Origin of the sequence: Marinobacter sp. AN1, assembly GCF_026013985.1 — a bacterium.
GTDB classification, from domain to species: domain Bacteria; phylum Pseudomonadota; class Gammaproteobacteria; order Pseudomonadales; family Oleiphilaceae; genus Marinobacter; species Marinobacter segnicrescens.
Genome location: NZ_CP110342.1, coordinates 2164922 through 2190831, shown reverse-complemented (window position 1 = coordinate 2190831; position 25910 = coordinate 2164922). Strand labels below are relative to the sequence as shown.

At 58.7% G+C, this 25910-nt stretch carries 21 protein-coding genes, 1 tRNA gene and 1 pseudogene; 14 read left to right on the top strand and 9 right to left on the bottom strand.

Translation table 11 applies throughout. The features are described 5' to 3' along the window. Positions 1 to 23: 23 nt before the first annotated feature. The 6 genes from LJ360_RS10125 (at position 24) to LJ360_RS10100 (ending at position 7895) form a co-directional block, all read left to right on the top strand. Complete coding sequence (locus LJ360_RS10125) at positions 24 to 785, top strand: ABC transporter permease (RefSeq protein ID WP_264993883.1); 762 nt, start codon at positions 24 to 26, stop codon at positions 783 to 785. Continuing rightward, positions 782 to 1303 (top strand): DUF192 domain-containing protein, encoded by a 522-nt coding sequence (locus LJ360_RS10120; RefSeq protein ID WP_264993882.1) that lies wholly within the window; start codon positions 782 to 784, stop codon positions 1301 to 1303. The genes LJ360_RS10125 and LJ360_RS10120 overlap by 4 nt, the downstream gene beginning before the upstream one ends. Positions 1304 to 1520: 217 nt before the next feature. Continuing rightward, positions 1521 to 2150, top strand: a complete 630-nt coding sequence (locus LJ360_RS10115; RefSeq protein WP_264993881.1) for a hypothetical protein — start codon at positions 1521 to 1523, stop codon at positions 2148 to 2150. A gap of 179 nt (positions 2151 to 2329) precedes the next feature. Continuing rightward, the gene (locus tag LJ360_RS10110) at positions 2330 to 3334 is read left to right on the top strand and encodes a cellulose-binding domain-containing protein (protein ID WP_264993880.1); all 1005 of its coding nucleotides are present in this window, start codon (positions 2330 to 2332) and stop codon (positions 3332 to 3334) included. A gap of 12 nt (positions 3335 to 3346) precedes the next feature. Next, complete coding sequence (locus LJ360_RS10105) at positions 3347 to 6583, top strand: DUF1592 domain-containing protein (RefSeq protein ID WP_264993879.1); 3237 nt, start codon at positions 3347 to 3349, stop codon at positions 6581 to 6583. Between the two features lie 16 nt (positions 6584 to 6599). Further along, on the top strand, positions 6600 to 7895 hold the full coding sequence (locus tag LJ360_RS10100) for a DUF1552 domain-containing protein (RefSeq protein ID WP_264993878.1): 1296 nt from the start codon (positions 6600 to 6602) through the stop codon (positions 7893 to 7895). 69 nt (positions 7896 to 7964) lie between these two features. On the opposite strand, the gene LJ360_RS10095 is transcribed toward LJ360_RS10100, so the two are convergent. The 3 genes from LJ360_RS10095 to LJ360_RS10085 all read right to left on the bottom strand — a co-directional run bounded on the left by LJ360_RS10095 (position 7965) and on the right by LJ360_RS10085 (position 10108). Further along, positions 7965 to 9128 (bottom strand): C4-dicarboxylate TRAP transporter substrate-binding protein, encoded by a 1164-nt coding sequence (locus LJ360_RS10095; protein WP_264993877.1) that lies wholly within the window; start codon positions 9126 to 9128, stop codon positions 7965 to 7967. A gap of 188 nt (positions 9129 to 9316) precedes the next feature. After that, positions 9317 to 9403, bottom strand: a tRNA-Leu gene (locus LJ360_RS10090). 63 nt (positions 9404 to 9466) lie between these two features. Beyond that, positions 9467 to 10108 (bottom strand): class I SAM-dependent methyltransferase, encoded by a 642-nt coding sequence (locus LJ360_RS10085; protein ID WP_264993876.1) that lies wholly within the window; start codon positions 10106 to 10108, stop codon positions 9467 to 9469. 200 nt (positions 10109 to 10308) lie between these two features. On the opposite strand from LJ360_RS10085, the gene LJ360_RS10080 reads away from it, so the two are divergent. From LJ360_RS10080 to LJ360_RS10050, 7 genes and pseudogenes are all read left to right on the top strand, one after another. Continuing rightward, entirely contained in the window at positions 10309 to 11721 is a 1413-nt protein-coding gene (locus tag LJ360_RS10080; protein WP_091850489.1) for a cytochrome ubiquinol oxidase subunit I, read from the top strand. A 2-nt stretch (positions 11722 to 11723) separates the two neighbouring features. Beyond that, positions 11724 to 12724, top strand: a pseudogene (cydB, locus tag LJ360_RS10075) (cytochrome d ubiquinol oxidase subunit II). Further along, positions 12725 to 14425 carry a thiol reductant ABC exporter subunit CydD gene (gene cydD, locus LJ360_RS10070; RefSeq protein ID WP_264993875.1) on the top strand — a complete coding sequence of 567 codons (1701 nt, stop codon included), beginning with the start codon at positions 12725 to 12727 and terminating at the stop codon, positions 14423 to 14425. Next, complete coding sequence (gene cydC, locus LJ360_RS10065; RefSeq protein WP_264993874.1) at positions 14418 to 16061, top strand: thiol reductant ABC exporter subunit CydC; 1644 nt, start codon at positions 14418 to 14420, stop codon at positions 16059 to 16061. The genes cydD and cydC overlap by 8 nt, the downstream gene beginning before the upstream one ends. An 89-nt stretch (positions 16062 to 16150) precedes the next feature. Further along, complete coding sequence (locus LJ360_RS10060) at positions 16151 to 17644, top strand: DUF1538 domain-containing protein (RefSeq protein ID WP_264993873.1); 1494 nt, start codon at positions 16151 to 16153, stop codon at positions 17642 to 17644. Next, positions 17641 to 17994 (top strand): transcriptional regulator, encoded by a 354-nt coding sequence (locus LJ360_RS10055; protein ID WP_091850480.1) that lies wholly within the window; start codon positions 17641 to 17643, stop codon positions 17992 to 17994. The genes LJ360_RS10060 and LJ360_RS10055 overlap by 4 nt, the downstream gene beginning before the upstream one ends. A gap of 10 nt (positions 17995 to 18004) precedes the next feature. Beyond that, positions 18005 to 18397 carry a CBS domain-containing protein gene (locus LJ360_RS10050; RefSeq protein ID WP_091850478.1) on the top strand — a complete coding sequence of 131 codons (393 nt, stop codon included), beginning with the start codon at positions 18005 to 18007 and terminating at the stop codon, positions 18395 to 18397. A gap of 40 nt (positions 18398 to 18437) precedes the next feature. Here LJ360_RS10050 and LJ360_RS10045 read toward each other — a convergent pair whose 3' ends face one another. The 3 genes from LJ360_RS10045 to LJ360_RS10035 form a co-directional block, all read right to left on the bottom strand. Beyond that, the gene (locus LJ360_RS10045) at positions 18438 to 19706 is read right to left on the bottom strand and encodes a saccharopine dehydrogenase family protein (protein WP_264993872.1); all 1269 of its coding nucleotides are present in this window, start codon (positions 19704 to 19706) and stop codon (positions 18438 to 18440) included. Between the two features lie 161 nt (positions 19707 to 19867). Then, positions 19868 to 20809, bottom strand: coding sequence for an electron transfer flavoprotein subunit alpha/FixB family protein (locus LJ360_RS10040; protein ID WP_264993871.1), 942 nt, complete (start codon positions 20807 to 20809; stop codon positions 19868 to 19870). Then, on the bottom strand, positions 20810 to 21559 hold the full coding sequence (locus LJ360_RS10035; RefSeq protein WP_091850471.1) for an electron transfer flavoprotein subunit beta/FixA family protein: 750 nt from the start codon (positions 21557 to 21559) through the stop codon (positions 20810 to 20812). A gap of 722 nt (positions 21560 to 22281) precedes the next feature. Here LJ360_RS10035 and LJ360_RS10030 point away from each other — a divergent pair. After that, the gene (locus LJ360_RS10030) at positions 22282 to 23934 is read left to right on the top strand and encodes an electron transfer flavoprotein-ubiquinone oxidoreductase (RefSeq protein ID WP_091850586.1); all 1653 of its coding nucleotides are present in this window, start codon (positions 22282 to 22284) and stop codon (positions 23932 to 23934) included. A 151-nt stretch (positions 23935 to 24085) separates the two neighbouring features. On the opposite strand, the gene LJ360_RS10025 is transcribed toward LJ360_RS10030, so the two are convergent. The 3 genes from LJ360_RS10025 to LJ360_RS10015 all read right to left on the bottom strand — a co-directional run bounded on the left by LJ360_RS10025 (position 24086) and on the right by LJ360_RS10015 (position 25907). Next, complete coding sequence (locus LJ360_RS10025) at positions 24086 to 24547, bottom strand: FKBP-type peptidyl-prolyl cis-trans isomerase (RefSeq protein ID WP_264993870.1); 462 nt, start codon at positions 24545 to 24547, stop codon at positions 24086 to 24088. Between the two features lie 206 nt (positions 24548 to 24753). Then, complete coding sequence (locus tag LJ360_RS10020; protein WP_264993869.1) at positions 24754 to 25317, bottom strand: DUF1285 domain-containing protein; 564 nt, start codon at positions 25315 to 25317, stop codon at positions 24754 to 24756. A 137-nt stretch (positions 25318 to 25454) separates the two neighbouring features. Then, positions 25455 to 25907: a SixA phosphatase family protein gene (locus LJ360_RS10015; protein WP_264993868.1), complete on the bottom strand. Its 453-nt coding sequence runs from the start codon at positions 25905 to 25907 to the stop codon at positions 25455 to 25457. Positions 25908 to 25910: the final 3 nt, after the last annotated feature.

Sequence of the window (25910 nt, the reverse complement as noted above, 5' to 3'; positions counted from 1 at the left end):
CGCCCCACAACCGGAGAGAATCTATGAACCTGTATGGCATCCTCGCCATCTACAAGTTTGAAATGGCCCGCATGTGGCGAACCCTGATGCAGAGTGTCGCCTCACCGGTGATCTCTACATCCCTGTATTTCGTGGTGTTTGGCTCCGCCATTGGCTCCCGTATGGGAGATATTGACGGCATCAGCTATGGCGCCTACATCATCCCGGGGCTGATCATGCTGACGCTGCTGATGCAGAGCATTTCCAACGCAAGCTTCGGCATCTACATGCCACGGTTCTCGGGCACGATCTACGAGGTACTGTCGGCGCCCGTGTCCTACATTGAGGTAGTAATCGGCTATGTCGGGGCGGCAGCCACCAAGTCGGTAATCCTGGGCCTGATCATCCTTGCCACCGCACGGCTGTTCGTGGATTACAGCGTCTTGCATCCCTTCTGGATGATCTCGTTCCTGGTGCTGACCGCGGTGACCTTCAGCCTGTTCGGGTTCATTATCGGTGTGTGGGCGGATGGCTTTGAAAAGCTTCAGATCGTGCCGCTAATGATCGTTACGCCTTTGGTGTTTCTGGGCGGTACCTTCTATTCCATCGATATGCTGCCGGAGATCTGGCAGACCATCACCCTGTTCAACCCGGTGGTATACCTGATTTCCGGTTTCCGGTGGGCTTTCTATGGCGTCTCCGACATTCACATCGGTATCAGTGTCGGCATGATCATGGTGTTCCTGACCTTGTGCATGGTACTGATCGCATGGATCTTCCGCACCGGGTACCGGCTCAAACCATGACGTCCCGGTACCGGATTGCTCGCTTATCCCGGGCGCTGATCGCCTTCTGGCTGGTCGTGGCAGCGTCCTTTGCCCGGAGTTCCCCACCCCAGCACCTTGAGAGCTGGGAGGCCTGTCTGATCACCAGCGAAAGGACCGTTCCGATAGCCCTTGAACACGCGGTGACAGCTGAGCAGCGTCGCTGGGGCCTGATGGAGCGGCAAAGCCTGCCGGCCCGCGCCGGTATGTTGTTCTTCTATGATTCTGATCGACCGGCCACTGCGGGTTTCTGGATGTACCGAACCCGAATTCCCCTGGATATCGCCTGGCTGGATGAGGATGGTGTCATCCTCGCCATGGACACCATGACACCCTGCGAAACCGACCAGGCCCGCGACTGCCCCACCTGGCCTGCCGGGGTTCCACACCGGAACGTGCTGGAAATGAACGCCGGTTTTTTCGAAAAACATCATGTCGATGTTGGCGACAAGTTAGTTGCAAACCTGAACGACAATATACCCTGCCCCATGGCTGATTGAATCATTGGTCCGCTACCAGTCCTTGATAGATATCACAGCCTTCTGACAAGCCCCTGTTCCTCCCTCTTCACAAAACCCTATACTCGCCGCGGTTATTACGGGCGCCACCTGTAAGCCATTGTCATATTTAATGAAATTTATTTAATGGTGTGATCCTGGGTGGCGCTGCCGGAGCAGGATGTACCGGCTGACGGATACAGCACAAGGAAGCGGAGCCATGGAACTGCCCCCCGTTGATACCCTGAAAACCCTTCTTGTCGCCGGTCACCTGGTCGGCCTTGCCTTTGGCGTAGGCGGTGCCCTTACCCTCGATATTATCGCCTTCCGTTACTTCTACCTGGACCGGATCACCCGCGAAAAGCTCGTGCTCTTCAACTTTATCGCCCGCCTGGTGACCTCGGGACTTTTTATTCTGTGGGTGACTGGCCTCGCGTTTCTCTGGATTTACTGGCAATTCGAGCCGGACCTGCTGGGCAACCCGAAGGTATGGGCGAAGGTGGTGATCGTCATGGTGCTTACGGTTAATGGTTACTTCCTGCACCACAAGGTGTTTCCGATCCTTGCGCGCAACCTTGGCAAGCCCCTCTTCCACCGCGTCACAGTGGACGAGAAGGCCATGATGTTTACCTTCTCCAGTATTTCTGTCATTTCCTGGGGCTTTCCACTGGTGCTGGGCATTGCACGATCCCTCAACTTTACCACCGGCATGCAGAACATACTGGCCTTCTACTTTCTCATGCTCAGTGCCACCTGCCTCCTGATGTTGCTGGTGTTCAAGCTGTTGCTGGAACCGTTCAAACGATTCGTTATTGACCGTCCCGCACGGAGGCGGCCACTCCAACACTGAGTCTTGCAAGGGGGCCGGTCCAGGCACCCCTGACCCCGTTTTGCACTCAGCAGTAAAAGTGCTGCAGCAGTACCCCTTTGTCTCCAGTCCGGTTGCGTTGTACGGGCGACTTTTTGCTACCCGTGGGTGCGCGGGATAGTCGTGTTCAACCATCAGGTACAGGATTAAAAACGTGTGCCATGAAGACTAGATCCAGACTGGCACTGCTGTTGTGCGGCAGTGCACTCACCGGCACGGCCTTAGCCGATTCGCTCTGTGAGGTCGATTATCGAATCCAGCACAGCTGGCAGACCGGTGCAGTTCATCGGGTGCAGCTGACCTACAACGGTCCGGAAGTGCGGGGATGGAATCTGGGCTGGCGCTTTGCCGGCCAGGAGCAGATCGACTCCATTTTCAACGTGACCCACACCCAGGACGGGCAGGATGTTGCAGTCTCCAACCTGCCGTGGAACGCCGGCCTGGCGGAAGGCAGTGAGATCAGGTTCGGTTTCAACGTCCGTAACCCTTCCGGCGAAGTGCCGGAAACGTTCTACCTTAATGGCCAGCCTTGCAATACGGACCAGGGCGAGCCAGCACCGAACCCGGATTCTCCCGAAGAGCCGCCGGTCGACGGCGGCGAACCGAACAATCCCGAAGCCCCCGTTGTCTGGAGCCTGGACGAGGACGCCTCCCATCTCGGCTTCGTAACCACCAAGAACCAGCACACCGTCGAAAGCCATGACTTCGGCGCCCTCTCCGGCACTGTCTCCGAAGACGGCATCGCCACCCTGAACATTAACCTCGATACCGTCGATACCGGCATTGATATCCGCAATCAGCGCATGCGGGAAATGCTGTTCAACACCAGCACAAATCCAGAGGCCACCGTAGCCATCGAACTGGGTGACAACCTGGGCCGGGTGCTCGGACTATCCGCCGGGGAAGTTCTGGCGCTGGAAATTCCTGCGGCCGTCCAGATCAACGGCGAGAGCCGGGAGCTCAACACCAGTCTGCGCGTACAGCACCTGGGGAGTCAGCGGTTCCTCGTCAGCAGTTCACAGCCGTTAATCATCACCGCCGACCAGTTCGAGCTGGGTGATGGCGTGGAAGCCCTCCGGGAGGTGGCCGGCCTGAGCGCAATCAGCCTTGCCGTTCCCGTGGACTTTGCCTTGTTCTTCGAAGCTGACGAGCTCCCGACACCGTAAAGAGAGGCATTTATGAAATCCTTATTCAAACTGTTGACACTGACCGCGGGGGCAATAGCCGGCAATGCCGCAGTGGCCAATGAACAGTGCACCGTCGACTACAAGGAAACCAACAACTGGGGCATGGGTGCCACCCACCAGGTGGTGGTTCAGTATCATGGCCCTGGCCTGGAGCAATGGGACCTGTCGTGGCGTTTCTCCGGCAATGAAACCATCACCCAGTTGTGGAAAGGCCATTTCGAGCAGGATGGCAACCAGGTGGGCGTCATCGATGCCGGCTACAATGCCAAGGTGCCCAATGGAGGCCAGTTCGATTTCGGCTTCAACCTGGAAAACCCCTCCGGCGACCTGCCCTCGGAGTTCCTGCTGAACGGACAGCCCTGTGGCTCTCCGGAGCGGGGCGATGCAGAGCCGCCGGAAGATGACACCCCGGTTGACGCCGATCCCGACATTCCGGTGATGGGCTGGTCCCTTAACCGAGCGGACTCCGATTTCTCGTTCGTGACCGTGAAGAACACCGATGTCGCCGAGGCGCAGCGCTTCCTGAACCTGGAAGCCTTTGTGGACAGCAGCGGCCAAGCCACCCTGGCCATTGACCTGAACACCGTCGACACCGGCATCGGAATCCGCGATCAGCGCATTCGTGATCATCTCTTTGCCAGTGGCCTGCTGCCCACGCTGTATTTCACGACCCAGGTGAACATGGCTGAAGTGACAGCCCTGCTCCCTGGCGAGTCCACGTTGATGACCCTGGATGGGCACCTGACCATGAACGGAGTGAGTCAGGACACCACCGCCGAAGTCCTGGTCGTCCGCGCCGCAGATAACCGTGTTGCCGTGCGAACGGCCCGGCCCGTTATGGTCGAAAGTGGTGACTTCGAGCTGACCGGTGGCATTGAGACCCTGCGCAACCTGGCCAGCCTGTCTGTCATCGGACAGACCGTACCGGTCTATTTCAACCTGTCATTCACCGCTATCCAGCAGGGCAATGGCGACAACCTGATGCCCGTTAGGGCCGGCCAGGCTCCGTCTGCCCCCGCCATTGTCGGTGCAACCTACATAGGGGGCAATAACGCCGTGACGGTGAGCTGGCAGGACCTCAGCGACAACGAGACCGGCTTCGTTATCAAGCGCCGCTCCGGCAGTGGCTACTGGGAAACCCGTGGCGCAGTCGATGACAACCAGACCCGGTGGATCGATGAAGTGGCAACCGAAGGCAACTACAGTTATCGGGTAGTCGCCGTCAACGGCAGTGTACCCTCCCCGTCGTCCAGCAATGTGATTGTTACCGTGGACCCTGACAGTGGTATGCCAGGTGATGACAGCCCTGGCGATGGGGACAACGGCCAGAACCCCGGCAATGGGGATAACAGCGATAACCCTGGCGGTGGAGGCAACTCCGGTAATGACGACAGCGGAAGCAGCGACGGAGATGATGGCAATGGCGGCTCCACACCGGACAACGGTGATGATGGTGCGACCGACCTGCCGGACGGCGCCGACATCTATGCGACCCAATGTGCTTCGTGCCACGGCGCCGACGGTTCAGGCGGCGCCATCGGTGTCTCCCTGACAATACCGTCAGACCTCGACTCCCTGGTGGCATACATTGACCGCACCATGCCCCTGGGCCACAGTGGTCGTTGTCAGGATGACTGTGCACAGGCCGTCGGTGAATACATCGCCGACAATATCTGGATTGACGGCAGTTCCGGTGGCAACAATGGCGGCGACATTTCCCTGGAGAACGAAACCGCCGGGCCCCGTCAGCTGAACCTGATGACCCGCTATCACTACGCCAACGCCATTCGCGACCTGGTGGGTATCGATGCCAGCAACCTGACCACCAACTTCCCGGTGGAAGCACGTGTACTCGGCTTCAATAACAACGCAGCCAAGAACTATGTCTCGGCCCGTCACCTGGACGAGTACCTGAAGGCGGCAGAAACCGTGGCGTCCCGGGCTATCTCACAGCGCAAGTCAGCCCTGCTGCCCTGTGACGCCGGCACCGATGGCTGCGCGGAGCAATTTGTGGAGCAGTTCGGTCGCAAGGCATTCCGCCGCCCGCTCACCGATAGCGAGCACCAGGCATATACCGCCATTTTCATCGACGAGGGCGATTTCGATGCCGGGATGGAAGCGGTAATGACCGCCATGCTGGTATCGCCTAACTTCCTCTACATCAGCGAGCTAGGTGAACAGACGGGCAGTGGTGAATACCAGCTGACCCCGTACGAAATCGCCAGCCAGCTGTCGTTTATCTATCAGGGCACCATCCCTGATGATACCTTGCTGGCCGCGGCCCAGGCCGACCAGTTGCGGACGCCGGAACAACTGGCAGCCCAGGCCCGTCGCCTGCTGCAGTCCGACAAGGCCCGGGTACACCTTGGTCACTTTGCCGAGCAATGGCTGGAGTCTGATCCGGCATCCATGGGCAGCAAGGACCCCAATCTGTTCCCCCGCTTCAATGGCGACGTACGCAATGCCATGCACCGGGAACTACGGGCGTTCTTCAACCATGTGGTATTCCGCTCAACCGGCCGCTTTGAGGAACTGTTCACAGCAGACTATGTCTTCGTCAACCAGCCGCTCGCCCAGTATTACGGTCTGCAGGGCGTCAGTGGCGACCAGATGAGGCTTGTAGAGGACACCACTGGCTCCCGGGGCGGCCTCTTGGCCCTTGGTGCCGTGATGGCTTCCCATGGTCATGCCAACGAATCGGCACCTATTCCCAGGGGTAACTTTGTCCGCCGTCGTTTGATGTGCCAGGACCTGCCACCACCCCCGGAAGACCTCGATACTACCGGTCCCGCGCCGGATCCCAGCCAGACAACCCGCGAGCGCTTTGCCGCCCGTACTGGTGGTGACGACTGCCAGACCTGTCACCTGTACATCAATGGTATCGGTTTCGGCTTCGAGGCGTTTGACGGTGCCGGCGGCTTCCGTACCACCGATAACAATAAACCGGTGGACACCTATGGTGTCATCTATGGCCTTGAGAGCCTGTTGGAGGAAACCAGCGCAGCCTACGACGGTGTTCGTGAGATGCAGCAGGTACTGGCGCAGACCGACAGCGTCAAAAGCTGCATGGCCAAACAGTTCTATCGTTTCGCCCGGGGTTACGTCGAAACCGGCAGTGACACCAATACCCTGGACAACCTGAACCAGTTGTTCGCCAGCAGCGGCTACGACCTGCAGGAACTGATGGTCGGCCTGACACAGCTGCAGACGTTCACACTGCGCCGGTAAGAAAAGGAGTTATCCAATGAGATCCAATCGACGTCAGTTTCTGAAAACCCTTAGCGGTGCCGCCCTCACGGCGCCGCTGGCCTCCCTGCCCTGGGCCCGCACCGCCGTGGCCCAGCAATCCGGGGCGCCCAGACGCGCAGTGTTCGTTTTTATCCCGGATGGATGCATCCCTGAGCGATTCCATCCATCGGGCAGCGAGTTCAACTTCCAGCTTAACGACATGACACGTCCGCTGGAGTCCATCAAACAGCATTGCGTTTTCACCAGCGGCCTGACGATGTACGAAGGCGGCCATACCCATGAGGGAGGCGTGGCCAAGGTGCTTACTGGCAATAACACCGAATCCCTGGATTATTTCCTCGCCCAGCGCATTGGCCAGGGCACCCCGTTCCGGGGCATCAACCTTGGTGTGCATGCCACCTTCCAGAATGGTGAGGGTAACGTCCCCAGCTTTTCCAGCGGCAACGTACCGATCACCCCCAACGACAACCCCATCAATGCCTTCGACAATATCTTTGGTGGGCAGGATCCGGGCAACGTCCCGGTCAGCGACCGGCGTAAGCGCAGTATCCTGGACCAGATGCTGTCCGAGATCCGTACGCTGAACAGCAAGGTGGGCGCCAGCGAGCGGGAAAAACTGGAATTCCACACGCAGAGTATCCGTGAGGTGGAGAAGCGCATCCTCAGTAGCGGCGCCGAAGCCGGCATGTGTAACACCTCTGGCTTCAACTCCGCGGGCTTTACCGTGCCGGAAGGCTGGCACGGCTATCCGCCCAAGATCCACCTGGATGAGCACTACGAAACCATCGGTCGCCTGCAGATGGACCTGATCACCCAGGCCTTCGCCTGCGATATGACCCGGGTTGCCACGTTGATGTGGTCACACCCCGTCAGCCCCCTGCGAGTGGAAGGTATCGACCAGGGTCACCACGACACCTCCCACTTTGGCCAGGCCAACGGGGATATCGCCGACAAGTTCGTGCAATACAAGCAATACCATATGCGCCAGTTCCGTTACCTTGTGGAAAGCCTGGCCAGCCGCACGGACACGGACGGCAACAGCCTGCTGCATAACTCGGTGATCTTCCTGTGTTCGGAACTGGGCCACAGCGACGCCCACGACCACCGTAACATGCCGTTCGTGTTGGCAGGTAGCGCCGGCGGCGCCTTGCAAACCGGCCGCTACCTGAACTTCGAAGGCGATGCACACACCAAGCTTCTGGTATCCATTGCCAACATGATGGGGGTGGCTATCGACCGATTCGGATATGCCGGCCACGGCACCGGAGGTTTGCCCGGCCTGATCGGTTGAGAGGACAACAGGCCCAATAGAAAAGCCCCGGCGAGGCCGGGGCTTTTTATCTCAGCGTGGAAACTGCTCCTACATACCGTGGGTAGATGCATCCACTTTCGAAAACACCTCGTCCCAGTAAAGTTCCGCCAGCTCCTCCTGGGAATTGACATCCTTTACAAGCTCGACCCATTTCTCGAGCACTGGACGGAATGATGCAAGCAGCTCTGCCCCGTTCTCCACGCCATAGGTCTTCTCATAGTATAGGGCGATAGCATCCATATCTTGCCGCACAAACTCCCGGGTAGCCTCCTGCAGTTCAGGAGACGCCGTGTGAATTTCTATACCCATCTCGTTTTGCGCACGCTCCAGGACTGCAGCTTCCCTTTGATGGTATACCCAGGGAATTTCCGCAGAGATATAGGCCCCGGCATGAAGCATGGCAGTTCGCTGCTTGTCGTTCAGGCTCTGCCAGGCATCGCCGTTGGTGTTGGTAATCTCGGCGCCGGCAAACACGCCCCCGGGCACATCAGTGGTGATGTCGGTTGTGGCTTCTATAATCCCCAGGTTTTCAAGGTCCGGAGCTGAGATAACGACACAGTCCACTACGCCCTGATCCAGTGCTTCATAAGCCTCATTGCCTGAGAGCGTCACCGGGCTGGCACCAAACTTCTGGGCCCACCGGGACCATTGCGACCCAGCAGCCCGCAGACGCTTGCCTGCCAGGTCTTCCACGGTTGTAACGGGCTTACTGCAGTTCAGCATGTAGTTGGAGCTTGACGCAATGCCGGTAAAGACCTGGTTCTGTTTCTGGAAGTCTTCATGGCACTCTTCACAGTTGAAGAAGACAAACTCCGCCAGTGCGCCTATGTAGGCGGGCCCCTCCTTACCCTTGATCTCGTCACCAAACAGTTGCAGCTGCATTGCCGCTTCAGCGAGCAGGTTGGTATGGGGGTATTCTGCCGGGAAATACGGGCTCAGCAGATAACCAATGTCTGCCATACCGTCCCGCACTCCTGCCGATGTCTCAGCGAAGTTGAGCAATGACAGGGGATAGACCTTTACGGACAGCTCACCGTCGGAAAATTCAGCGACCCGGTCCGCGTAATTCTGGGCCGCCTTGGCAGAGTCACTTCCGGGCGGGTAACCGATCGCATACGAGAGGGTTCTGGCATCCGCAACTGAGGCCAGGGTCATTCCCCCGAGAACCAGGGACGTCGATAAAATACGAACCAGGGATGATGTTACAGGCATGGCAGTACTCCGGATATTTGTTGTTGTAGTACGGGTGGTGGGCTCCCTCCCGAAATGGTTCATATCCTGAAATATCACGATAGTCGCGGAACAGACAACCAATCAACTGGTTGGTAAAAAAATCGTCGGAATGGACGAGGGAAAGCGGAGCAACCTGAGACGATTGACGGAAAAGTTTCTTCAGCAGATGGTGCCCGGGGCCGGACTCGAACCGGCACGACCTAACGGTCAGGGGATTTTAAGTCCCCAGTGTCTACCAATTTCACCACCCGGGCATTTCGAAAGGGTAAAGACGCGCCGAATTGTATAAGGCCATGGCGCGCAAAGCAATTGGCAGGCTAACCGCTGTCTGGGGTTGCGGCAATTTTGACCGCCGTACCATGATAGAGGTAGCCGGCGATCTGTGGGGCTCCGGGCATGTAAAAGTTTTCCAACTCCTTAATGGAGAACCCCGCCTGTTCGATCAGTCGAGCGATCGGGCGATTCAGGTGGCAACCGCCGGCGAATTTCTTCCAGACCGGGGTGATTCTGTGCTGCCACTTCCGCGTAGGGTTCTCGGGGGCTTCACCGTGCTCCAGGAACAACAACTCCCCACCAGGCCTGAGGACCCGCATCATCTGCTCCAGGGCGCGCTGGTGACCCGGAATAGTGCAAAGTGTGAAAGTCAGCAGAACCGTATCTACACTGTTATCCGGAAGTGGAATTTCCTCTCCTGGAAGGTCCAGCCACTGGACGGGTACCCGGGATTTGGCCATGTTATCGGCGGCTTTCAGTCGCATACCCGGTGAAGGCTCCAGACCATACACCAACTGGACAGTATCCGGGTTGTAGAACTCAAGGTTAATGGCCGACCCCATGCCCACTTCCAGTACGATACCGGTGGCCCGCGGGACTAACTGGCTGCGCAGCTTCATGACCTGGCCCACTGAACACGCCTTGTCGATGATATGGGGAAGTATGCGTTCCTCGTAAAAGCCCAAGGTTTTCTCCACAATTGATTTAACGCAAGTGCGTGCGACATTCTGCCCCTATGGAGAACAGCGGCTTCAGAGTAGCATGCTAGTGTTCCAGAATATAAGTTAGCTGCCGGTACTAACAAAAACTGCACAAACGGAAGGCAGTATACCAAGGTGGGAGTGGCCTCACTCTCCATAAGAACTATAGGTACCGGAGGTTTACGATGGAGCTAGATCCCCTGTTGCTATCGCGAATCCAGTTCGCGTTCGTGGTTTCCTTCCACGCTATTTTCCCCGTCTTTACCATTGGCCTAGCCTCCTACATCGCGGTGCTGGAAGGGCTAGCCTTCAAGACTGAAAACCCGGTCTGGACCCGACTGTCCACTTTCTGGATAAAGGTGTTTGCGGTGGTTTTCGGCATGGGCGTGGTGTCCGGGATTGTCATGTCGTTCCAGTTCGGAACCAACTGGTCAAACTTTGCCCAGGCGACGGCCAACTTCCTCGGGCCCATGCTCAGCTATGAGGTGGTGACGGCGTTCTTCCTGGAAGCCGCATTCCTGGGCGTATTGCTGTTCGGCCGTGACAAGGTGCCGGCAGGGGTCCATCTCTTCGCGGCAATCATGGTGGCTTTCGGCACGTTTATCTCATCCTTCTGGATACTCTCCGCCAATAGTTGGATGCAGACCCCGGCCGGCGTTGAGTTTCGGGAAGGGATTTTCCATGTCACGTCCTGGTCCGAAGCCATCTTCAATCCCTCATTCACGTGGCGCTTTGTTCACATGGTGATGGCCTCATTCCTCACCGGTGGCTTTGTGGTTGCAGGTGTGAGCGCCTGGTACCTTCTGCGCGGACGCGAGGTTGAGGCCAACCGCAAGGCCCTGTCCATGTGCCTGTGGATGCTCCTGGTCATGGCCCCGTCCCAGGCAGTGATTGGCGACTTCCATGGTCTGAATACCCAGGAACACCAGCCAGTCAAGGTTGCCGCGATGGAAGGTAACTGGGAAACCGATACCCGTGTGCCCCTGCTGCTGTTTGCCCTGCCCGACCAGGAAAACCAGACCAATCACTTCGAAATCGGGATTCCGGGGATGGCCAGCCTGATCCTGGCCCATGATATCGACGGTGAAGTGCCCGGGCTGGACCTGGTACCGCAAGAGGAGCAGCCCCCGGTAATGCTGGTGTTCTGGAGCTTCCGGGTAATGGTGGGGCTTGGCTTCCTGATGATCGGCTTCGCCATCGCCGGCCTGGTATTGCGCCGGGGTGGGCGTTACGCCGAGAACCGCTGGTTCCTGCAGGGGCTGCGGCTGATGTCGTTGACGCCCTTTGTAGCGGTACTGGCCGGTTGGTTCGTTACCGAGTTTGGCCGCGCGCCCTGGGTAGTCTACGGCATGATGACCCAGGCGGAGGGGCTGACACCCTCCCTCACTGGCGGCATGGCCCTGTTTACCCTGATCGGTTATATCGTTGTCTACGCCCTGGTGTTCTCGGCAGGCGTTTACTACCTGATGCGAGTACTGCACGACGGACTTGAGGCAAAGGACCGGGAATACTCGTCGGACCACCCCAAGCGGCCGCTTTCCGCAGCCCATGTGCCGTTTGAATACAACGAAGACATCGTGCGTCCGGGAGGGTACTGATTATGGAACTTTTTGACCTGGCCCTTATATGGGCATTCATCATCGGCTTTGGCGTCATCATGTATGTATTGATGGATGGCTTTGATCTGGGCGTGGGAATTCTCTTCCCCTTTGCGCCGGATGATGAGTCCCGTGATGTGATGATGAACTCCGTGGCACCGGTCTGGGATGGCAACGAGACCTGGCTGGTACTTGGCGGTGCCGGGCTATTGGCAGCCTTCCCCATGGTGTACTCGATTCTCCTGCCGGCGTTGTACATCGGCGTGTTCCTGATGCTGGCCGGCCTGATTTTCCGCGGGGTGGCCTTTGAATTCCGGTTCAAGGCCAATACCTCCCGTTACCTCTGGAACTGGGCGTTTGCCGGTGGTTCCACCGTTGCTGCCTTTGCCCAGGGCGTCGTGGTCGGTGCCTATATCGAAGGTTTTGAAACGGCAAACGGCGTCTACGTCGGTGGTGCGCTGGACTGGCTGACACCCTTTACCGTGCTGACCGGACTTGGCCTGCTGGCCGGTTATAGCCTGTTGGGGGCCACCTGGCTGGTGCTCAAGACCGAGGGTGAACTCCAGCAATGGGCGCGAAGACTGGTTATACCTCTGCTGGTGGCTGTGCTGGTGGTGTTTGCGATCATCAGCATCTGGACACCGTTCGTCGATCCGTTCGTGCGCGACCGCTGGTTTAATCACATCACACTGATCTGGGTGTTCCCCGCCTTCGGCCTGTTCTGCGCCTGGCAGATCTTCCGGGCCACTCGCCGGCACAAGGACGCATGCCGTTTGTTGCGACCATGGGATTATTTATCAGTACCTACCTTGGGCTGATCGTCAGCAAATGGCCTTACGTAGTGCCGCCGGACTACACCCTGTGGGACGCATCTTCAGCCTATGGATCGCAGCTGTTCCTGCTGCTGGGCCTGTTGTTCGTGATCCCGGTCGTGCTGGGGTACACCGCCTGGACCTACTGGGTATTCCGCGGCAAGGTCCGTGCCGGGGAAGGCTACCACTGAGTGCCTGAACCCTCCCCCGACACACCCTCCCGGGAGGCAGCGCGCTGGCTGAGGGAGCGCCAGCGCCCTGCCCTGGGTGTCATTCGAGCCGCCGCTCTGGCGTGCATCCTCGCCGCCGTTGCATCTTTCTTCCAGCTGGGGGGAATGGCCTGGATTGCCCATCAGGTACTGGTGGGCAAACAGCCGCCAGACCAGTTGGTTGCCGTGGTTATCATGGTGTTGGCCGCCATTGCAGTGCGGGCAGCCGCCGTTGCCCTGCAGAACCGATTTTCAGCCAGCGCCAGTGACCGGATACGGCTGGCCCTGCGCCGGGACCTGCTTGATCATTTTCACCACCTTGGCCCTATCGGTGTCGGTCAGTCCTCAGCGGGCACCCTGGCGTCAGAGTGGCAGGACCAGGTAGAAGCACTGCACGGATACTACGCCCACTACCTTCCCCAGATGGTGCTCTCGGTGGTGGTGCCACTGTTGATACTGGTCACTGTAGTCTGGCTGGACTGGCTGGCCGCACTGTTCCTGCTATTGTCGGCTCCGCTGATTCCCCTGTTCATGGCCCTGGTGGGTATGGGAGCGGAGAAGCTGAACCAGCAACACATGGAAACCCTGGGACGCCTGTCCGGTCATTTCCTGGACCGCCTGCGGGGGTTGTCCACCTTGCAGCTGTTTGAATACACCGGTGCCGCCACCCGCGAGATTGCGGAGGCCACCGACCAGTACCGGCAGGTAAACATGAAGACCCTCAGGGTGGCGTTTCTGTCCTCGGCGGTGCTGGAGTTCTTCGCCTCCATTGCCATCGCAGTGATTGCCATCTATATCGGTTTCGGGTTACTGGGCTATATCTCCTACGGTCCATCCCCGGAGCTCACCCTGTTCTCGGGCCTGTTCATACTGCTACTGGCACCGGAGTTCTACCAGCCCCTGCGCCAGCTGGCACAGCATTACCACGACCGGGCGACAGCGCTGGGCGCGGCAGCGCAGTTGCAGCAACGGCTTGCAACGCGTCCCGGCGCCACCACGGGTTCGCCCGGTCAGGCCTGCGGAAACAGGACTGCCGTGGTGGAAGTGGTTCATGCGTCCGTTGTTTTTCCCGACGGGCGCATCGGCCTTGAGCCCTTGTCCCTGGTGGTCGGCAAAGGCGGAGGTCAAGCCGAGCTGGTTGCCCTGGCTGGCCCCTCCGGCTCGGGCAAGTCCACCCTGCTCCACCTGATTGCCGGATTTCTGCCCCCCACAAGCGGCGTGGTCCGTGTGAACGGTGAGGAACCGGGGGCCCGGCCCTTTGGCTGGCTGGGGCAGACACCATTCATTCGGCAGGATACCTGGGCCGGTAACCTGCGGATGGTGGCACCGGATGCAACCGACGAGACGTTGCTGGATGCCCTTGAGAAAGTCGGTCTGGGTGACCTGGTCCGGCAGCGCCCCGGGGGACTCGATACACCCGTTAATGAAGGTGGCGGGGGGCTGTCAGGTGGCCAGGCCCGCCGGCTGGCTGTGGCCAGGCTGTTTTTGGCACGCTACCCACTGATCCTGATGGACGAACCTACCGCCGGGCTGGACACCCGCAGCGAGCATTACCTGCTGGAGGCCATTCGCCAACTGCGGGATCAGGGCTCTACCATCATTATGGCCAGTCACCACCCGGCAGCGTTGGCTGCCGCAGACCGTTGTCTGACCCTGGTGGACGGGAGACTCCAGGATGAATGAACTGCGGCCCTGGGTTGAGCTCATTGCCGCCCGCTGGCGAAGGCTGCTGGTTGGCGGCCTGCTGATGTTTGCCACGGTGCTGGCAGGGATTGGCCTGCTGGCACTGTCGGGCTGGTTTATCACCGCCACAGCCCTGACCGGATTATTGCTGGCGGCCGGCGTAGCGGCACAACTGGATATCTACACACCGGGCGGCGGTATACGTTTTTTTGCCCTGGCGCGAACCGTATCCCGCTACCTGGAGCGGGTTTACAACCATGACACCGTGCTCAGGTTACTTGCCGATGTGCGGGTTACCCTGTTTTCCCGCCTGGCTATGACCAGGCCCAACCGGGTTGGGGCCAAGCGCCCGGCTGACTGGCTGAATCGACTGATTGCTGATATTGACGCGCTGGACACCCTTTACCTGCAACTGGTCGCCCCGCCTGGACTGGCCCTGGCCGGTCTGTTGCTCGCTGGCCTGGTGATGGCCATGGTAGCACCTCCGCTGATCTGGTCGCTGGTGCCCCTGGCGCTGTTACCCCTGGTTTTATACCTGCTGGCCCGCCACACCCTGGCACCGTCTCGCAACCAGGGCGAGCAGGCCGAAGCTCTGCGTGGCCGCTTTGTCGATGTCATTGAGGGTAACGCAGAACTCCAGGCCGCCCACCTGTGGTCCAGGGAAGCCGATGCCCTGCTTCACAACAGTCGCACCCTGGATAACACGCGCTTGCTGGTTGAGCGGCAGGCCGCAATGGCCAATGGTTTGACCTTGATGGCGGTCCAGCTGGCGTCAGTGATTGCCATGCTGACCGGGCTGTCACTCTGGCGATCTGGCGAGCTCAGCGGTCCGGTAGCCTTGCTGTTTACCCTGGCGGTTCTGGGCCTCGGGGAAGCGTTTACCGGTTTGCCGGCGGCCTTCAGCCGTCTTGGGGCGACCCTTGGTGCGGCCGGCCGTCTGAACGGTGAAGGTGAGTCCCGCTCCCCGGGCGATTCTGGCCCGCATCCTGGCCCGGGTAACCTGCAGTTGGCCGACTTGGTTGTGGAGCAGAACGGAGAGGCCCTGATGCGCCCCGTTTCCCTGGAACTGCCGGAGGGCGGCCGCCTGGCCCTCATTGGCCGGTCCGGCGCTGGCAAGTCCACGATGCTGGATGTGTTGGCGGGTCTGAACGACAACTGGCACGGCGAGCTGAAACTGGCAGGCCGAGCACTTGACCCGGCCAGCACCAGGGACTGGCGCAGCGGTGTCAGTTACCTGACCCAACGTACCCACCTGTTCAGCGATACCGTCGCCGCCAATCTGCGGATCGCAAAGCCGGAGGCCGCGGACCAGGAACTCAATGCGGTACTGGCCGCTGTCGCACTGACGCCGTTGCTGGAGCGGTTACCCAATGGGCTCTACAGCATGATTGGCGAACAGGGGCGGAGGCTATCCGGCGGTGAGCGTCGCCGCCTCGCCCTGGCCAGAGCCCTGTTGCGACCTTCCTGGTTGCTATTGCTCGATGAACCATTCACAGGCGTGGACAGCGCGACCATCGAGCAGATCCGTGTGTCCATGGAACCCTGGCTACAAGGACGGACCTGCGTGTTTGCCGGCCACAATACTGCCGCCTTGCCAGGTACCGACATCCAGCTGAATCTTGACGGAAGTCAGTAAAGCGGGTTAACTAAAATGGCAATATCTCGTTGTATTCCAGAGTTTTTCTCCTCAGCTTTCGCACCCCACCAAGTTGCACCGGAGATGAAGTGTACTATCTGAAGGCCTTTTCCCATGCTTTCCTGCATGCACTGAAAAACCTCCTCCCGATCGTGGTGGTTGTGGCCTTTTTCCAGGTGCTGGTGCTTCAGCAGCTTCCCGATAACCTGGCCAGTATGATCGTTGGCCTTTTGATCGTGGCGGCCGGTGTGGCACTTTTTCTCCAGGGCCTGGACCTGAGTATATTCCCGGTCGGCAAAAGCCTCTCAAACCAATTTGCCCGCAAGGGTTCCGTGCCGGTGCTACTGGCCTTCGGATTTGCGCTCGGCTTTTCGGCGGTTGTGGCCGAACCGGCTCTGATCGCTGTCGCCATGCAGGCCCAGGAGATCAGCGGCGGCCGGATTGACGGATTCACCCTGCGAATGCTGGTCGCGGTTTCCGTGGGCCTTGTGACAGCACTCGGGGTGTTTCGAACGATTTTCGGCTTGCCCCTGCACTGGTTCATGATCACCGGCTATGTCACCGTTGTCATTGTTACCTGGTTCTCGCCGCCCGAAATCGTGGGCCTTGCCTATGATTCCGGCGGGGTCACCACCAATGTTGTAACGGTGCCCCTGATTGCCGCGCTGGGTATCGGGCTGGCTACTTCCATCCGTGGTCGCAACCCATTGATTGACGGATTCGGACTGGTGGCCCTTGCGGTTATGGTGCCCATGGTTACCGTCCAGCTGTACGGCATTGTGGTGTATGGGGGACACGACGAGCTGCCGGGCAATGTGTCATTGCTCGCAACGGATGTCGACACGTCACCTGCTTCCGGCATCGCAAAAACGATCAGCGAACTCGTGGGAATGGTTCGGGATGTGCTCCCCATCATCGCCACTGTGCTCATCTTCCAGTACCTGGTGTTACGCAAGACCCTCGCAAACCCTCGCCGTGTTGCCTTCGGCTTCATACTGGTGATTCTTGGTCTCTACGCCTTTGTGGTGGGCCTGAAGCTGGGCCTTTTTCCGATCGGGACCAGTATGGCGGAGCAGCTGATCAGACTTGACGGTTACCTGTTCGTCTACCTGTTTGCATTTACCATCGGTTTCGCCACTACCATGGCCGAACCCGCACTGATCGCTATAGGCCAGCAGGCTGAGGAGGCGGCTGCGGGCCAGATTAACGGTAACGTCATTCGCATACTGGTGGCCTGCGGGGTGGCGGTTGGTATCACCATTGGTGTGCACCGCATCATCGCCGGCGACTCCATGCATTTTTATATTATCGGCGGGTATACGGTGGTCATACTGTTGACGCTAATGGCGCCCCGGTACATCGTGGCTCTCGCCTATGACCTTGGCGGGGTGACCACGTCGGAAGTCACGGTGCCACTGGTGACCGCGCTCGGCATTGGCCTGGCGACGAATATCGAGGGTCGCAATGTACTGATCGACGGTTTTGGACTTATTGCCTTTGCCTCGATCTTCCCTATTGTGACGGTCATGGGCTACGCCATACTGGCCGAGTGGATGAACCGACGACGTGAGGTAGAATCATGAAATTTTCCGCGCTTGCGGCCATCGTCCCTGAGGACCTGGAGCAGGAATGCATCGATGCCGCCCGGGAATTGGGCGCTGGTGGTATCACGGTTCTGGCTGGCCGCGGGATCAGCAATACCGCCCGCAAGACCTTCTTTGGGCTTACCTACGATGGGAGCCAGAGCGTCCTGCTGATGGTGCTGGAAAAAGGCCTGTCGCTGGAAATTCTCAAGGCTATCCAGAAAGTGATCATGCCGGACAACAGGGACTCTAGCGGCATCGTGTTTACCCTTCCGCTTGAACATCTGGGAGGGATCGATTTCAGCCAGGTAGAGAAATTCGAGCAACATCTCAAAGATTCACAGGAATAGGAGCCACCTGATGCTGACAGTTAGGGACGTGATGGTTCGGGAAGTAATCAAGGTGTCGCCCTTTGCCACCATCCGGGAGGCGATAACCCTGATGAAGCAACATGGTGTGAAATCGCTGGTGGTAGAACAACAGAACGAGCACGATGCCTGGGGGCTGATCACCTACACCAACATTCTCAAGACGGTAATTGCAGAAGACGGTGATATCGACCTGCTCAACGTTTACGACGTCTGCGCGAAGCCGGTAATCAGCGTTGGCGAAAGTCTCGGGTTGCGCCACGTGGCTGCCCTGATGAGCGACCACCGGGTGAAACGTCTGCTGGTACTGGAAGACAACCGCCTGCTGGGGTTCGTGACGATGGACGACATTATGGCGGCACTGTTCGAGAGAATGGAAAGTTAACAGCCCCCTGTAGAACAGGGGCTGCAGGGTGCTGTGGGTTTCAGGCAGTCGAGGCTGTCAAAACCTCGAACGTTACCTTCGCGTTGGCCTGTAATCGCTTCAGCAGGTCGCCATCCATCAGGCTCGACGGCGTCCAGAACCCGCCCACTGCATCCTCTGCCACATCAAAGGCAAGACATTCCGCCGCCTGGGCGAGCATTCGGCTGGTGGAACCATATCCCGGATCGCCCTGGCCGGTCACCTTGACCGTCAGGCTCTCGCCACCCTCCGTGGTGCCAATAAATCGCAGGTCGTAGAAGCCTTTTTGCTGGGCTGCCTGGTCCGGACCCTCGCCGGGTTCCGGCAGCACGAATCGTTCCAGGGCCCAGCGGGTGGGCTTGATGGCGGTTGCCAGGGCAAAACCGCCCATGGCACCGGCAACTGCCAGCGCCCTTCCCCGTCCTTTCAGGCCGCGCCCGGTCATCATTGCCTCGTCATACTGGAACTCGGTTCCGTAACAGGCGTCCAGTAATGCGTTGGAGCGGTGCACCACCCGGGTATTGATAGCGGCCATCAGAAACGGTGCCACCCACGATTCCAGGTCCTGGTCGAACTCCGCCGCCGTGACGTTGGGCTGGCGGGTGACGGACCGATGATCTGGCGGACACAGGGAAAAGGGGTTCGCCAACTCCTTGCGAAGTGCCTTGTTGGAGGCGGCTTCCTGGATGACGTTCATCAGACTGGCGACGGTTCCCCCGGAAAGACCCCCCTTGGCGGCCTTTACTCGCATTTTCACGCGCTGGCAGGGCTGGCCAAAACGGGAGATGGCCTCCTGCTGCAGGTACCATACTCCCATGTCGGAAGGAATGGAGTCGAAACCACAACAATGAACGATCCTTGCGCCGGTGACCTTCGCCCTCTCCTCGTAAAGCTGGATCATCCGGCGTATCCACTGCACTTCACCGGTCAGGTCACAATAGTCCGTCCCGGTTTCTACACAGGCCCGGACCAGGGGCTCGCCGTGAAGCGCGTAGGGGCCCACGGTGGAGACAACGACCCGGGTTTGTTCGCACATGGCGTTCAGCGAATCCTCGTCGCCGGCATCTGCAATGAGCATGGGCAGGTTGACGGCTGCCGGGCCCAGCTCATCTTTCAAACTGTCCAGCTTTGCCTTGGAACGACCGGCAATGGCCCAGCGTACCGGTTTTCCTTCGTTACCCTGTGAGTCCTTCCCATCTCCAAAACCATGACGTTCAGCCATCCGGCGAGTGAGAATCTTTCCGATAAAGCTGGTGGCGCCGAACAGCACGATATCAAACGGAGTTTCCATGGCAGTTGCTCCTTTGGGGTGAGGGGAAGTTGGTCAATATGGTCCGGGAGTCTGCAAGGATAGCAGAGCGAATGCGGGCATGGTGAAAGCGGGACGTTTCTTTCGTCCGGGGACAAAAAAGGGGCGCCCGGAAGCGCCCCTTTTTAACCTGAAACAAGCCCTTATAGGACTTTTTTCAGTTCCTCTTCAAGCTGGGGAACAGCTTCGAAAAGGTCAGCTACCAGACCGTAGTCGGCAACCTGGAAGATCGGGGCTTCTTCGTCCTTGTTGATCGCAACGATCACCTTGGAGTCACCCATACCAGCCAGGTGCTGGATAGCACCGGAGATGCCTACGGCAACGTACAGCTGCGGAGCAACGATCTTGCCGGTCTGACCGACCTGCATGTCGTTGGGCACAAAGCCGGCGTCAACTGCTGCGCGGGATGCGCCAACAGCCGCACCCAGCAGGTCAGCAACCTGCTCCAGCATCTTGAAGTTCTCGCCGTTCTGCATGCCGCGGCCACCGGAGATAACGATGGAGGCGCTTGCCAGGTCCGGACGGTCAGACTTGGCCAGCTCTTCGCTGACAAAGGAAGAAATACCGGCGTCCTTGACCACGTCCAGGTTCTCGACAGAAGCGGAGCCGCCTTCACCGGCAACCGGATCAAACGCGGTCGGGCGAACGGTGATCACCTTGGTGCTGTCCTTGGACTTGACGGTCGCGATGGCGTTACCGGCATAGATCGGACGAACAAAGGTGTCAGCGTCAACGACGCCCATGATGTCGGATACCTGGGCAACGTCCAGCAGCGCAGCAACGCGCGGCATGAAGTCCTTGCCAGTGGTACCGGCAGCAGCCAGGATATGGCTGTAACCGTTGCCTACTTCGGCGACCAGCTCGCCAAGGTTCTCACCCAGGTTGTGACCGTAGGCAGCGTTGTCGGCAACCAGTACCTTGTTAACGCCTTCGGCCTTCGCGGCCTGCTCGGCAACCGCACCACAGTTCTCGCCGGCAACCAGAACGTCGATATCGCCACCGATCTCCTTGGCAGCAGCCAGGACACTCAGGGTAGCCTGCTTGAGGCTGCTGTTATCGTGTTCAGCAAATACCAGGATGCTCATTTAGATCACCTTCGCTTCGTTCTTCAGTTTGTCGACCAGCTGGGCTACGTCTTCTACCTTGATACCAGCCTTGCGTGCGGCAGGCGCCTCAACCTTGACGGTTTCCAGGCGATGGGCCATATCGACACCCAGGTCAGCCGGGGTGGTGGCGTCCAGCGGCTTCTTCTTGGCCTTCATGATGTTCGGCAGTGAAGCGTAGCGCGGCTCATTCAGACGCAGGTCAGTGGTGACCACAGCCGGCAGGTTCAGGGAAACGGTCATCAGGCCGCCGTCAACTTCACGGGTTACGTTGACCTTTTCACCATCTACAACAACTTCGGACGCGAAGGTACCCTGGGCCATACCGGTCAGGGCGGCCAGCATCTGGCCAGTCTGGTTGTTGTCGGAATCGATGGACTGCTTGCCGAGGATAACCAGCTTCGGCTCTTCCTTCTCGACAATCGCCTTCAGCAGCTTGGCAGCTTCCAGGGACTGGACTTCTTCGTCAGTCTCCACGTGGATACCGCGATCAGCACCGAGGGCCAGGGCTGTGCGGATCTGCTCCTGGGCAGCCTTCGGGCCAATTGAAACCACGACGATCTCGCTGGCAACGCCCTTTTCCTTCAGGCGAACCGCTTCTTCAACCGCGATTTCACAGAAGGGGTTCATTGCCATCTTGACGTTGGCAAGATCAACACCGGAGTTGTCCGGCTTGACGCGCACCTTCACGTTGTAGTCGATAACTCGTTTTACAGCGACCAGAACCTTCATAGATTCCTCGTTCTTCTACGATGGGTTTAATGACTCGTAATCAGAAAGACTCTCGCCGGAACCACCCGGGAAACGAACCGCCAGGGCTGGCAACACCAGAGCATTCATGATTCCTGTCGCTCCGACCGCTCGCGACGCCGCGGCCGAACCTTGATTCAAACAGCAAAACTCCGTTGGACCTGCTGTCAGGGCGCCATAATACTGAAGGCAAAGACCCGGTGGGTCAATAGCAAATGCAGCATTGCGGCGGCTTTGCAAGGCATTTCAGGGCTTTTTTGCGGTATTTTTCCGGATCGCATGTTCTGATTTTGACCCTGAAAAGCCAGTTTTGATTGCGTTATTGAAACACTGTTTCGCAAAATATGGTAAGATTAGCTTTGCTTGCTATCCGGTTGGTTTCCTCCTGATCGGGGTAGTAACCGGAGCGTTCAAACCTTGCCAGAAACCGGCACCATATTCAAACGAGCGTTTGAACTAAGCAAAAAGCAGGTTAAACTGTCGTTTATCAGCCAGTTGTCCGGTAATATGTGCCCTTTGCCCTGAGCGCGGGTACGCCACGCCGGGCCCTGGCCACGAACATGTGACATGTTCAATAAACCAAATAGATGAAGGGACAGACGCAGTGTGTGCCCGGCGCATCACCTGCCCCGGCTGAATCCGGTCGGCGCCCGAACGTGCCAGATTCCTTCTGTTCAACTGATGAGATGTTTGAGGAGACCAACGTGGAACGCGAATCAATGGAATTTGATGTTCTGATCGTCGGCGGAGGACCTGCGGGTCTCTCGGCAGCCTGTCGCACGATGCAACTTGCCCAGGAAGCCGGCGAGGAACTGACCGTATGTGTTGTTGAGAAAGGCTCCGAAATCGGTGCCCACATTCTCGCCGGCACCGTATTCGAGCCCACTGCCCTGAACGAACTGTTTCCGGACTGGAAAGAGCGTGGCGCTCCCCTGAACACTCCGGTTACCCGGGATGACATCTTCCTGATGAAGAGTCAGGACAAGGCCACCAAGATTCCAAATGCCTTTGTTCCCAAGAACATGCACAACGAAGGCAACTACATCATCAGTCTGGGCAACCTGTGCCGCTGGCTGGCCGAACAGGCTGAAGCGCTGGGCGTTGAAGTCTATCCCGGCTTCCCCGCCGCCGAGACCATCGTTGAAGATGGCCAGGTGAAAGGTATTATCACTGGCGATATGGGCGTTGCCCGTGACGGCAGCGAGAAAGACGGCTACATGCCCGGCATGGAACTGCGCGCCAAGTACACCCTGTTTACCGAGGGCTGTCGCGGCCACCTGGGCAAGCGCCTGATCAACGACTTCAAACTGGATGAAGGCAAGGATCCCCAGCACTACGGTATCGGCATCAAGGAACTGTGGGACATCGATCCCGAGAAGCATGAGCCGGGCCTGGTGGTACACAGCACCGGCTGGCCCCTGAGCGAATCAGGCACCACCGGTGGTTCTTTCCTGTATCACCTGGAAAATGGCCAGGTCTACGTGGGCCTGATCACCGACCTGTCCTACAGCAACCCCCATGTCAGCCCGTTCCATGAGATGCAGCGCCTGAAGCTGCACCCGGAAATCAAAAAGTACCTGGAAGGCGGCAAGCGTGTTTCCTATGGCGCCCGGGCGATCACCAAGGGCGGCCTGAATGCCCTGCCGAAAATGAGCTTCCCCGGTGGCCTGCTGCTGGGCTGCGACGCTGGTACGCTCAATTTCTCCAAGATCAAAGGCTCCCACACTGCCATGAAATCCGGCCTGCTGGGTGCTGAGGCTGTTTTCGAAGCCCTGAAGGAAGGCAAGAGCGGTGAAGAGATCACCGGCTTCCAGAAGCAGTTCGAGGACAGCTGGCTCTACAAGGAGCTGTTCCAGGAGCACAACTTCGGCCCAGCCATTCACAAGTTCGGCCAGGTTGTCGGGGGCGCGATTGCATTTGTTGAGCAGAACATTCTTGGGCGTCCGCTGCCGATCACCTTCCGTGATACCGTTCCGGATTACGCCACCATGAAGCCGGCGGACCAGTGCAAGAAGATCGACTATCCGAAGCCGGACAATGCCCTGACCTTCGACAAGCTCTCCTCGGTGTTTATCTCCAACACCAACCATGAGGAAGATCAGCCGATTCACCTGAGGCTGAAGGATCCGTCGATTCCCATCGAGCACAATCTGCCCAAGTACGACGAGCCAGCGCAGCGTTACTGCCCGGCTGGTGTGTACGAGGTAATAGAAGCGGAGGACGGCAGTGGCAAGAAATTCCAGATCAACGCCCAGAACTGTGTTCACTGCAAGACCTGTGATATCAAGGACCCGGCCCAGAACATCACCTGGGTGACGCCCGAAGGCGGCGGTGGTCCCAACTACCCGAACATGTAAAAGCGTATCGGATAGCAGTAAGGCCGGGGTTCGCTCCGGCCTTTTTTGTGCCCGTAGAATACGCCCGCCCCTCTCTGGCAGCCGGCTTTTCTGCGGACATAAAAAAACGGCCCCGTAGGAGCCGCTTCTTACGCAACCTTGACGGAAGGCATCAGTGCACGTGACCGTGCTCCTGCTCTTCGTCGGTTGCCGGACGGGTTTCTACCACTTCCACGTCAAAGTGGAGGGTTTCGCCGGCCAGCGGGTGGTTCGCATCAATGGTGACGGTTTCGTCGTTGACTTCCACGACACGAACAATCTGGGGGCCACCCGGGGTCTGTGCCTGGAACTGCATACCAGGCTCAATGGTGTCGACACCCTCAAACGCGGAACGCGGAACCGGCTGAATCAGTTCGTCGTTCTTTTCGCCGTAACCTTCGGCCGGGGCAACGGATACCTTGACCTGGTCGCCAGAGTCCTTTTCGGTCAGCGCGCTTTCCAGCCCGCCGATGATGTTCTGTGCACCTTCGAGATACGACAGTGGCTCACGACCTTCCACGCGGGAGGAGTCCAGCTCTTCTCCCTGATCATTGGTCAGTGTGTAGTGAATGGTAACAACGCGAGGTTGGGCCATGGTTTCTCCTTGCATGTCGCAATGACTGTAAATGTAAAAACGGATGATCGATGATCTTGAACAGTCGGACTGCACAGAGGAACTAACGACCACCGGGCCTCGTTAGAGAGCCGGGCTCGGTAACAAGATCTAAAAGACAGTCTAACAAGGGTCAGACTGCGTTTTCTACCGTGTTGCACCCATTGGTGGAGCCGGGCGGGCGTATTTCAACCGTTACCCACCGGAAAAAATTCACCATTGCTCCAGACTCCAAGTGCTGCGCTATCACCGGAGGGCTGCTCGACCAGGAGGTCTGCCAGTTCGTAATAGGCAACAGTAACCAGCCTCGCTTCCAGTCCGCGCCGCACCTGAACGACCGGGCGCGGGCTGCCATCACTGTTATAGGTGCCCACGTCAAGGGGATGGTCCTGGCCCAGTAACAGGCGTTCGCCGAAATTGGTGGTCACTGCCAGAACCTGTTCTTCGCCGGTTCCGGCCACTTCCAGACTGTGGGCCAGTAATGGTGTGTCTTCCACCTGGATGCGCCATTTCTCTACCGGCGTAACCAGGTAGTACTCGCCGTCATCCTCACGCCGAAGGATGGTGGAGAAAAGGCGCGGAATCGCTTCACGCTGGATCAGTTCGCCCTCGTGATACCAGTTTCCGTCGCGGGCGATTCGTATATCGATATCGCCGGAAAGCTCCGGGTTCCATTTTTCGATAGGTGGCAGGCTGGCACCTTCTGCAGCGGCTTTCACCTGATCTGCGAGACGTTTCGGGTCCTGGCTCATGGGTCTCTCCTGAAGGATTTTTGAAACGATACGGGCTAAGTCATCTTATGGGGTAAAAATGGGGCCGGACACGGAAAGTTGCAACCCGTCATCGGGCCCTGTCACGAAGCCGTCCGGCGGTAAGGCATGACCAGGAATCAGGGGAGGAACTGGGCTTTCAGGTCGGCGCAGCCAGGGCCCACCACCGGCATCTCCAGGGCGACGGCCTGACTGGTCATGAACGGAATGCCCTGGCGATGGGCATCCACAAGCAGCGTAGCCAGGGCACCCACCAGGGGCATGTGGGAGATAATCAACAACCGAGTTGCCGGCGACTCTTCCAGCAGCGCATCCAGGCAGAGGCCCGGATCGTCATCCGGTGCCAGGAAGGGTTTCTCGGTGACCCTGCAGTTGAGTATCTCGGAAGCTATTGCGGCGGTCTGGCGAGCACGAATCAAGGTGCTGCACCAGATCTCCCGGGGACGCCAGGGGGACTCTGCAATCTGGTGAACCACCCTGCCCGTTCCATAGCGCCCTGTCTCGGTGAGCTCGCGCTGCTGGTCAACGGAGTGCCAGCCGGCTTCACCATGGCGCATCACCAGTACTTTCACGAC

Excerpts from the sequence above, each read along its gene's own strand:
- LJ360_RS10125 (WP_264993883.1), top strand. The coding sequence starts at position 24 with ATGAACCTGTATGGCATCCTCGCCATCTACAAGTTTGAAATGGCCCGC.
- LJ360_RS10120 (WP_264993882.1), top strand. The coding sequence starts at position 782 with ATGACGTCCCGGTACCGGATTGCTCGCTTATCCCGGGCGCTGATCGCC.
- LJ360_RS10115 (WP_264993881.1), top strand. The coding sequence starts at position 1,521 with ATGGAACTGCCCCCCGTTGATACCCTGAAAACCCTTCTTGTCGCCGGT.
- LJ360_RS10110 (WP_264993880.1), top strand. The coding sequence starts at position 2,330 with ATGAAGACTAGATCCAGACTGGCACTGCTGTTGTGCGGCAGTGCACTC.
- LJ360_RS10105 (WP_264993879.1), top strand. The coding sequence starts at position 3,347 with ATGAAATCCTTATTCAAACTGTTGACACTGACCGCGGGGGCAATAGCC.
- LJ360_RS10100 (WP_264993878.1), top strand. The coding sequence starts at position 6,600 with ATGAGATCCAATCGACGTCAGTTTCTGAAAACCCTTAGCGGTGCCGCC.
- LJ360_RS10095 (WP_264993877.1), bottom strand. The coding sequence starts at position 9,128 with ATGCCTGTAACATCATCCCTGGTTCGTATTTTATCGACGTCCCTGGTT.
- LJ360_RS10080 (WP_091850489.1), top strand. The coding sequence starts at position 10,309 with ATGGAGCTAGATCCCCTGTTGCTATCGCGAATCCAGTTCGCGTTCGTG.
- cydC (WP_264993874.1), top strand. The coding sequence starts at position 14,418 with ATGAATGAACTGCGGCCCTGGGTTGAGCTCATTGCCGCCCGCTGGCGA.
- LJ360_RS10055 (WP_091850480.1), top strand. The coding sequence starts at position 17,641 with ATGAAATTTTCCGCGCTTGCGGCCATCGTCCCTGAGGACCTGGAGCAG.
- LJ360_RS10050 (WP_091850478.1), top strand. The coding sequence starts at position 18,005 with ATGCTGACAGTTAGGGACGTGATGGTTCGGGAAGTAATCAAGGTGTCG.
- LJ360_RS10045 (WP_264993872.1), bottom strand. The coding sequence starts at position 19,706 with ATGGAAACTCCGTTTGATATCGTGCTGTTCGGCGCCACCAGCTTTATC.
- LJ360_RS10040 (WP_264993871.1), bottom strand. The coding sequence starts at position 20,809 with ATGAGCATCCTGGTATTTGCTGAACACGATAACAGCAGCCTCAAGCAG.
- LJ360_RS10035 (WP_091850471.1), bottom strand. The coding sequence starts at position 21,559 with ATGAAGGTTCTGGTCGCTGTAAAACGAGTTATCGACTACAACGTGAAG.
- LJ360_RS10025 (WP_264993870.1), bottom strand. The coding sequence starts at position 24,547 with ATGGCCCAACCTCGCGTTGTTACCATTCACTACACACTGACCAATGAT.
- LJ360_RS10020 (WP_264993869.1), bottom strand. The coding sequence starts at position 25,317 with ATGAGCCAGGACCCGAAACGTCTCGCAGATCAGGTGAAAGCCGCTGCA.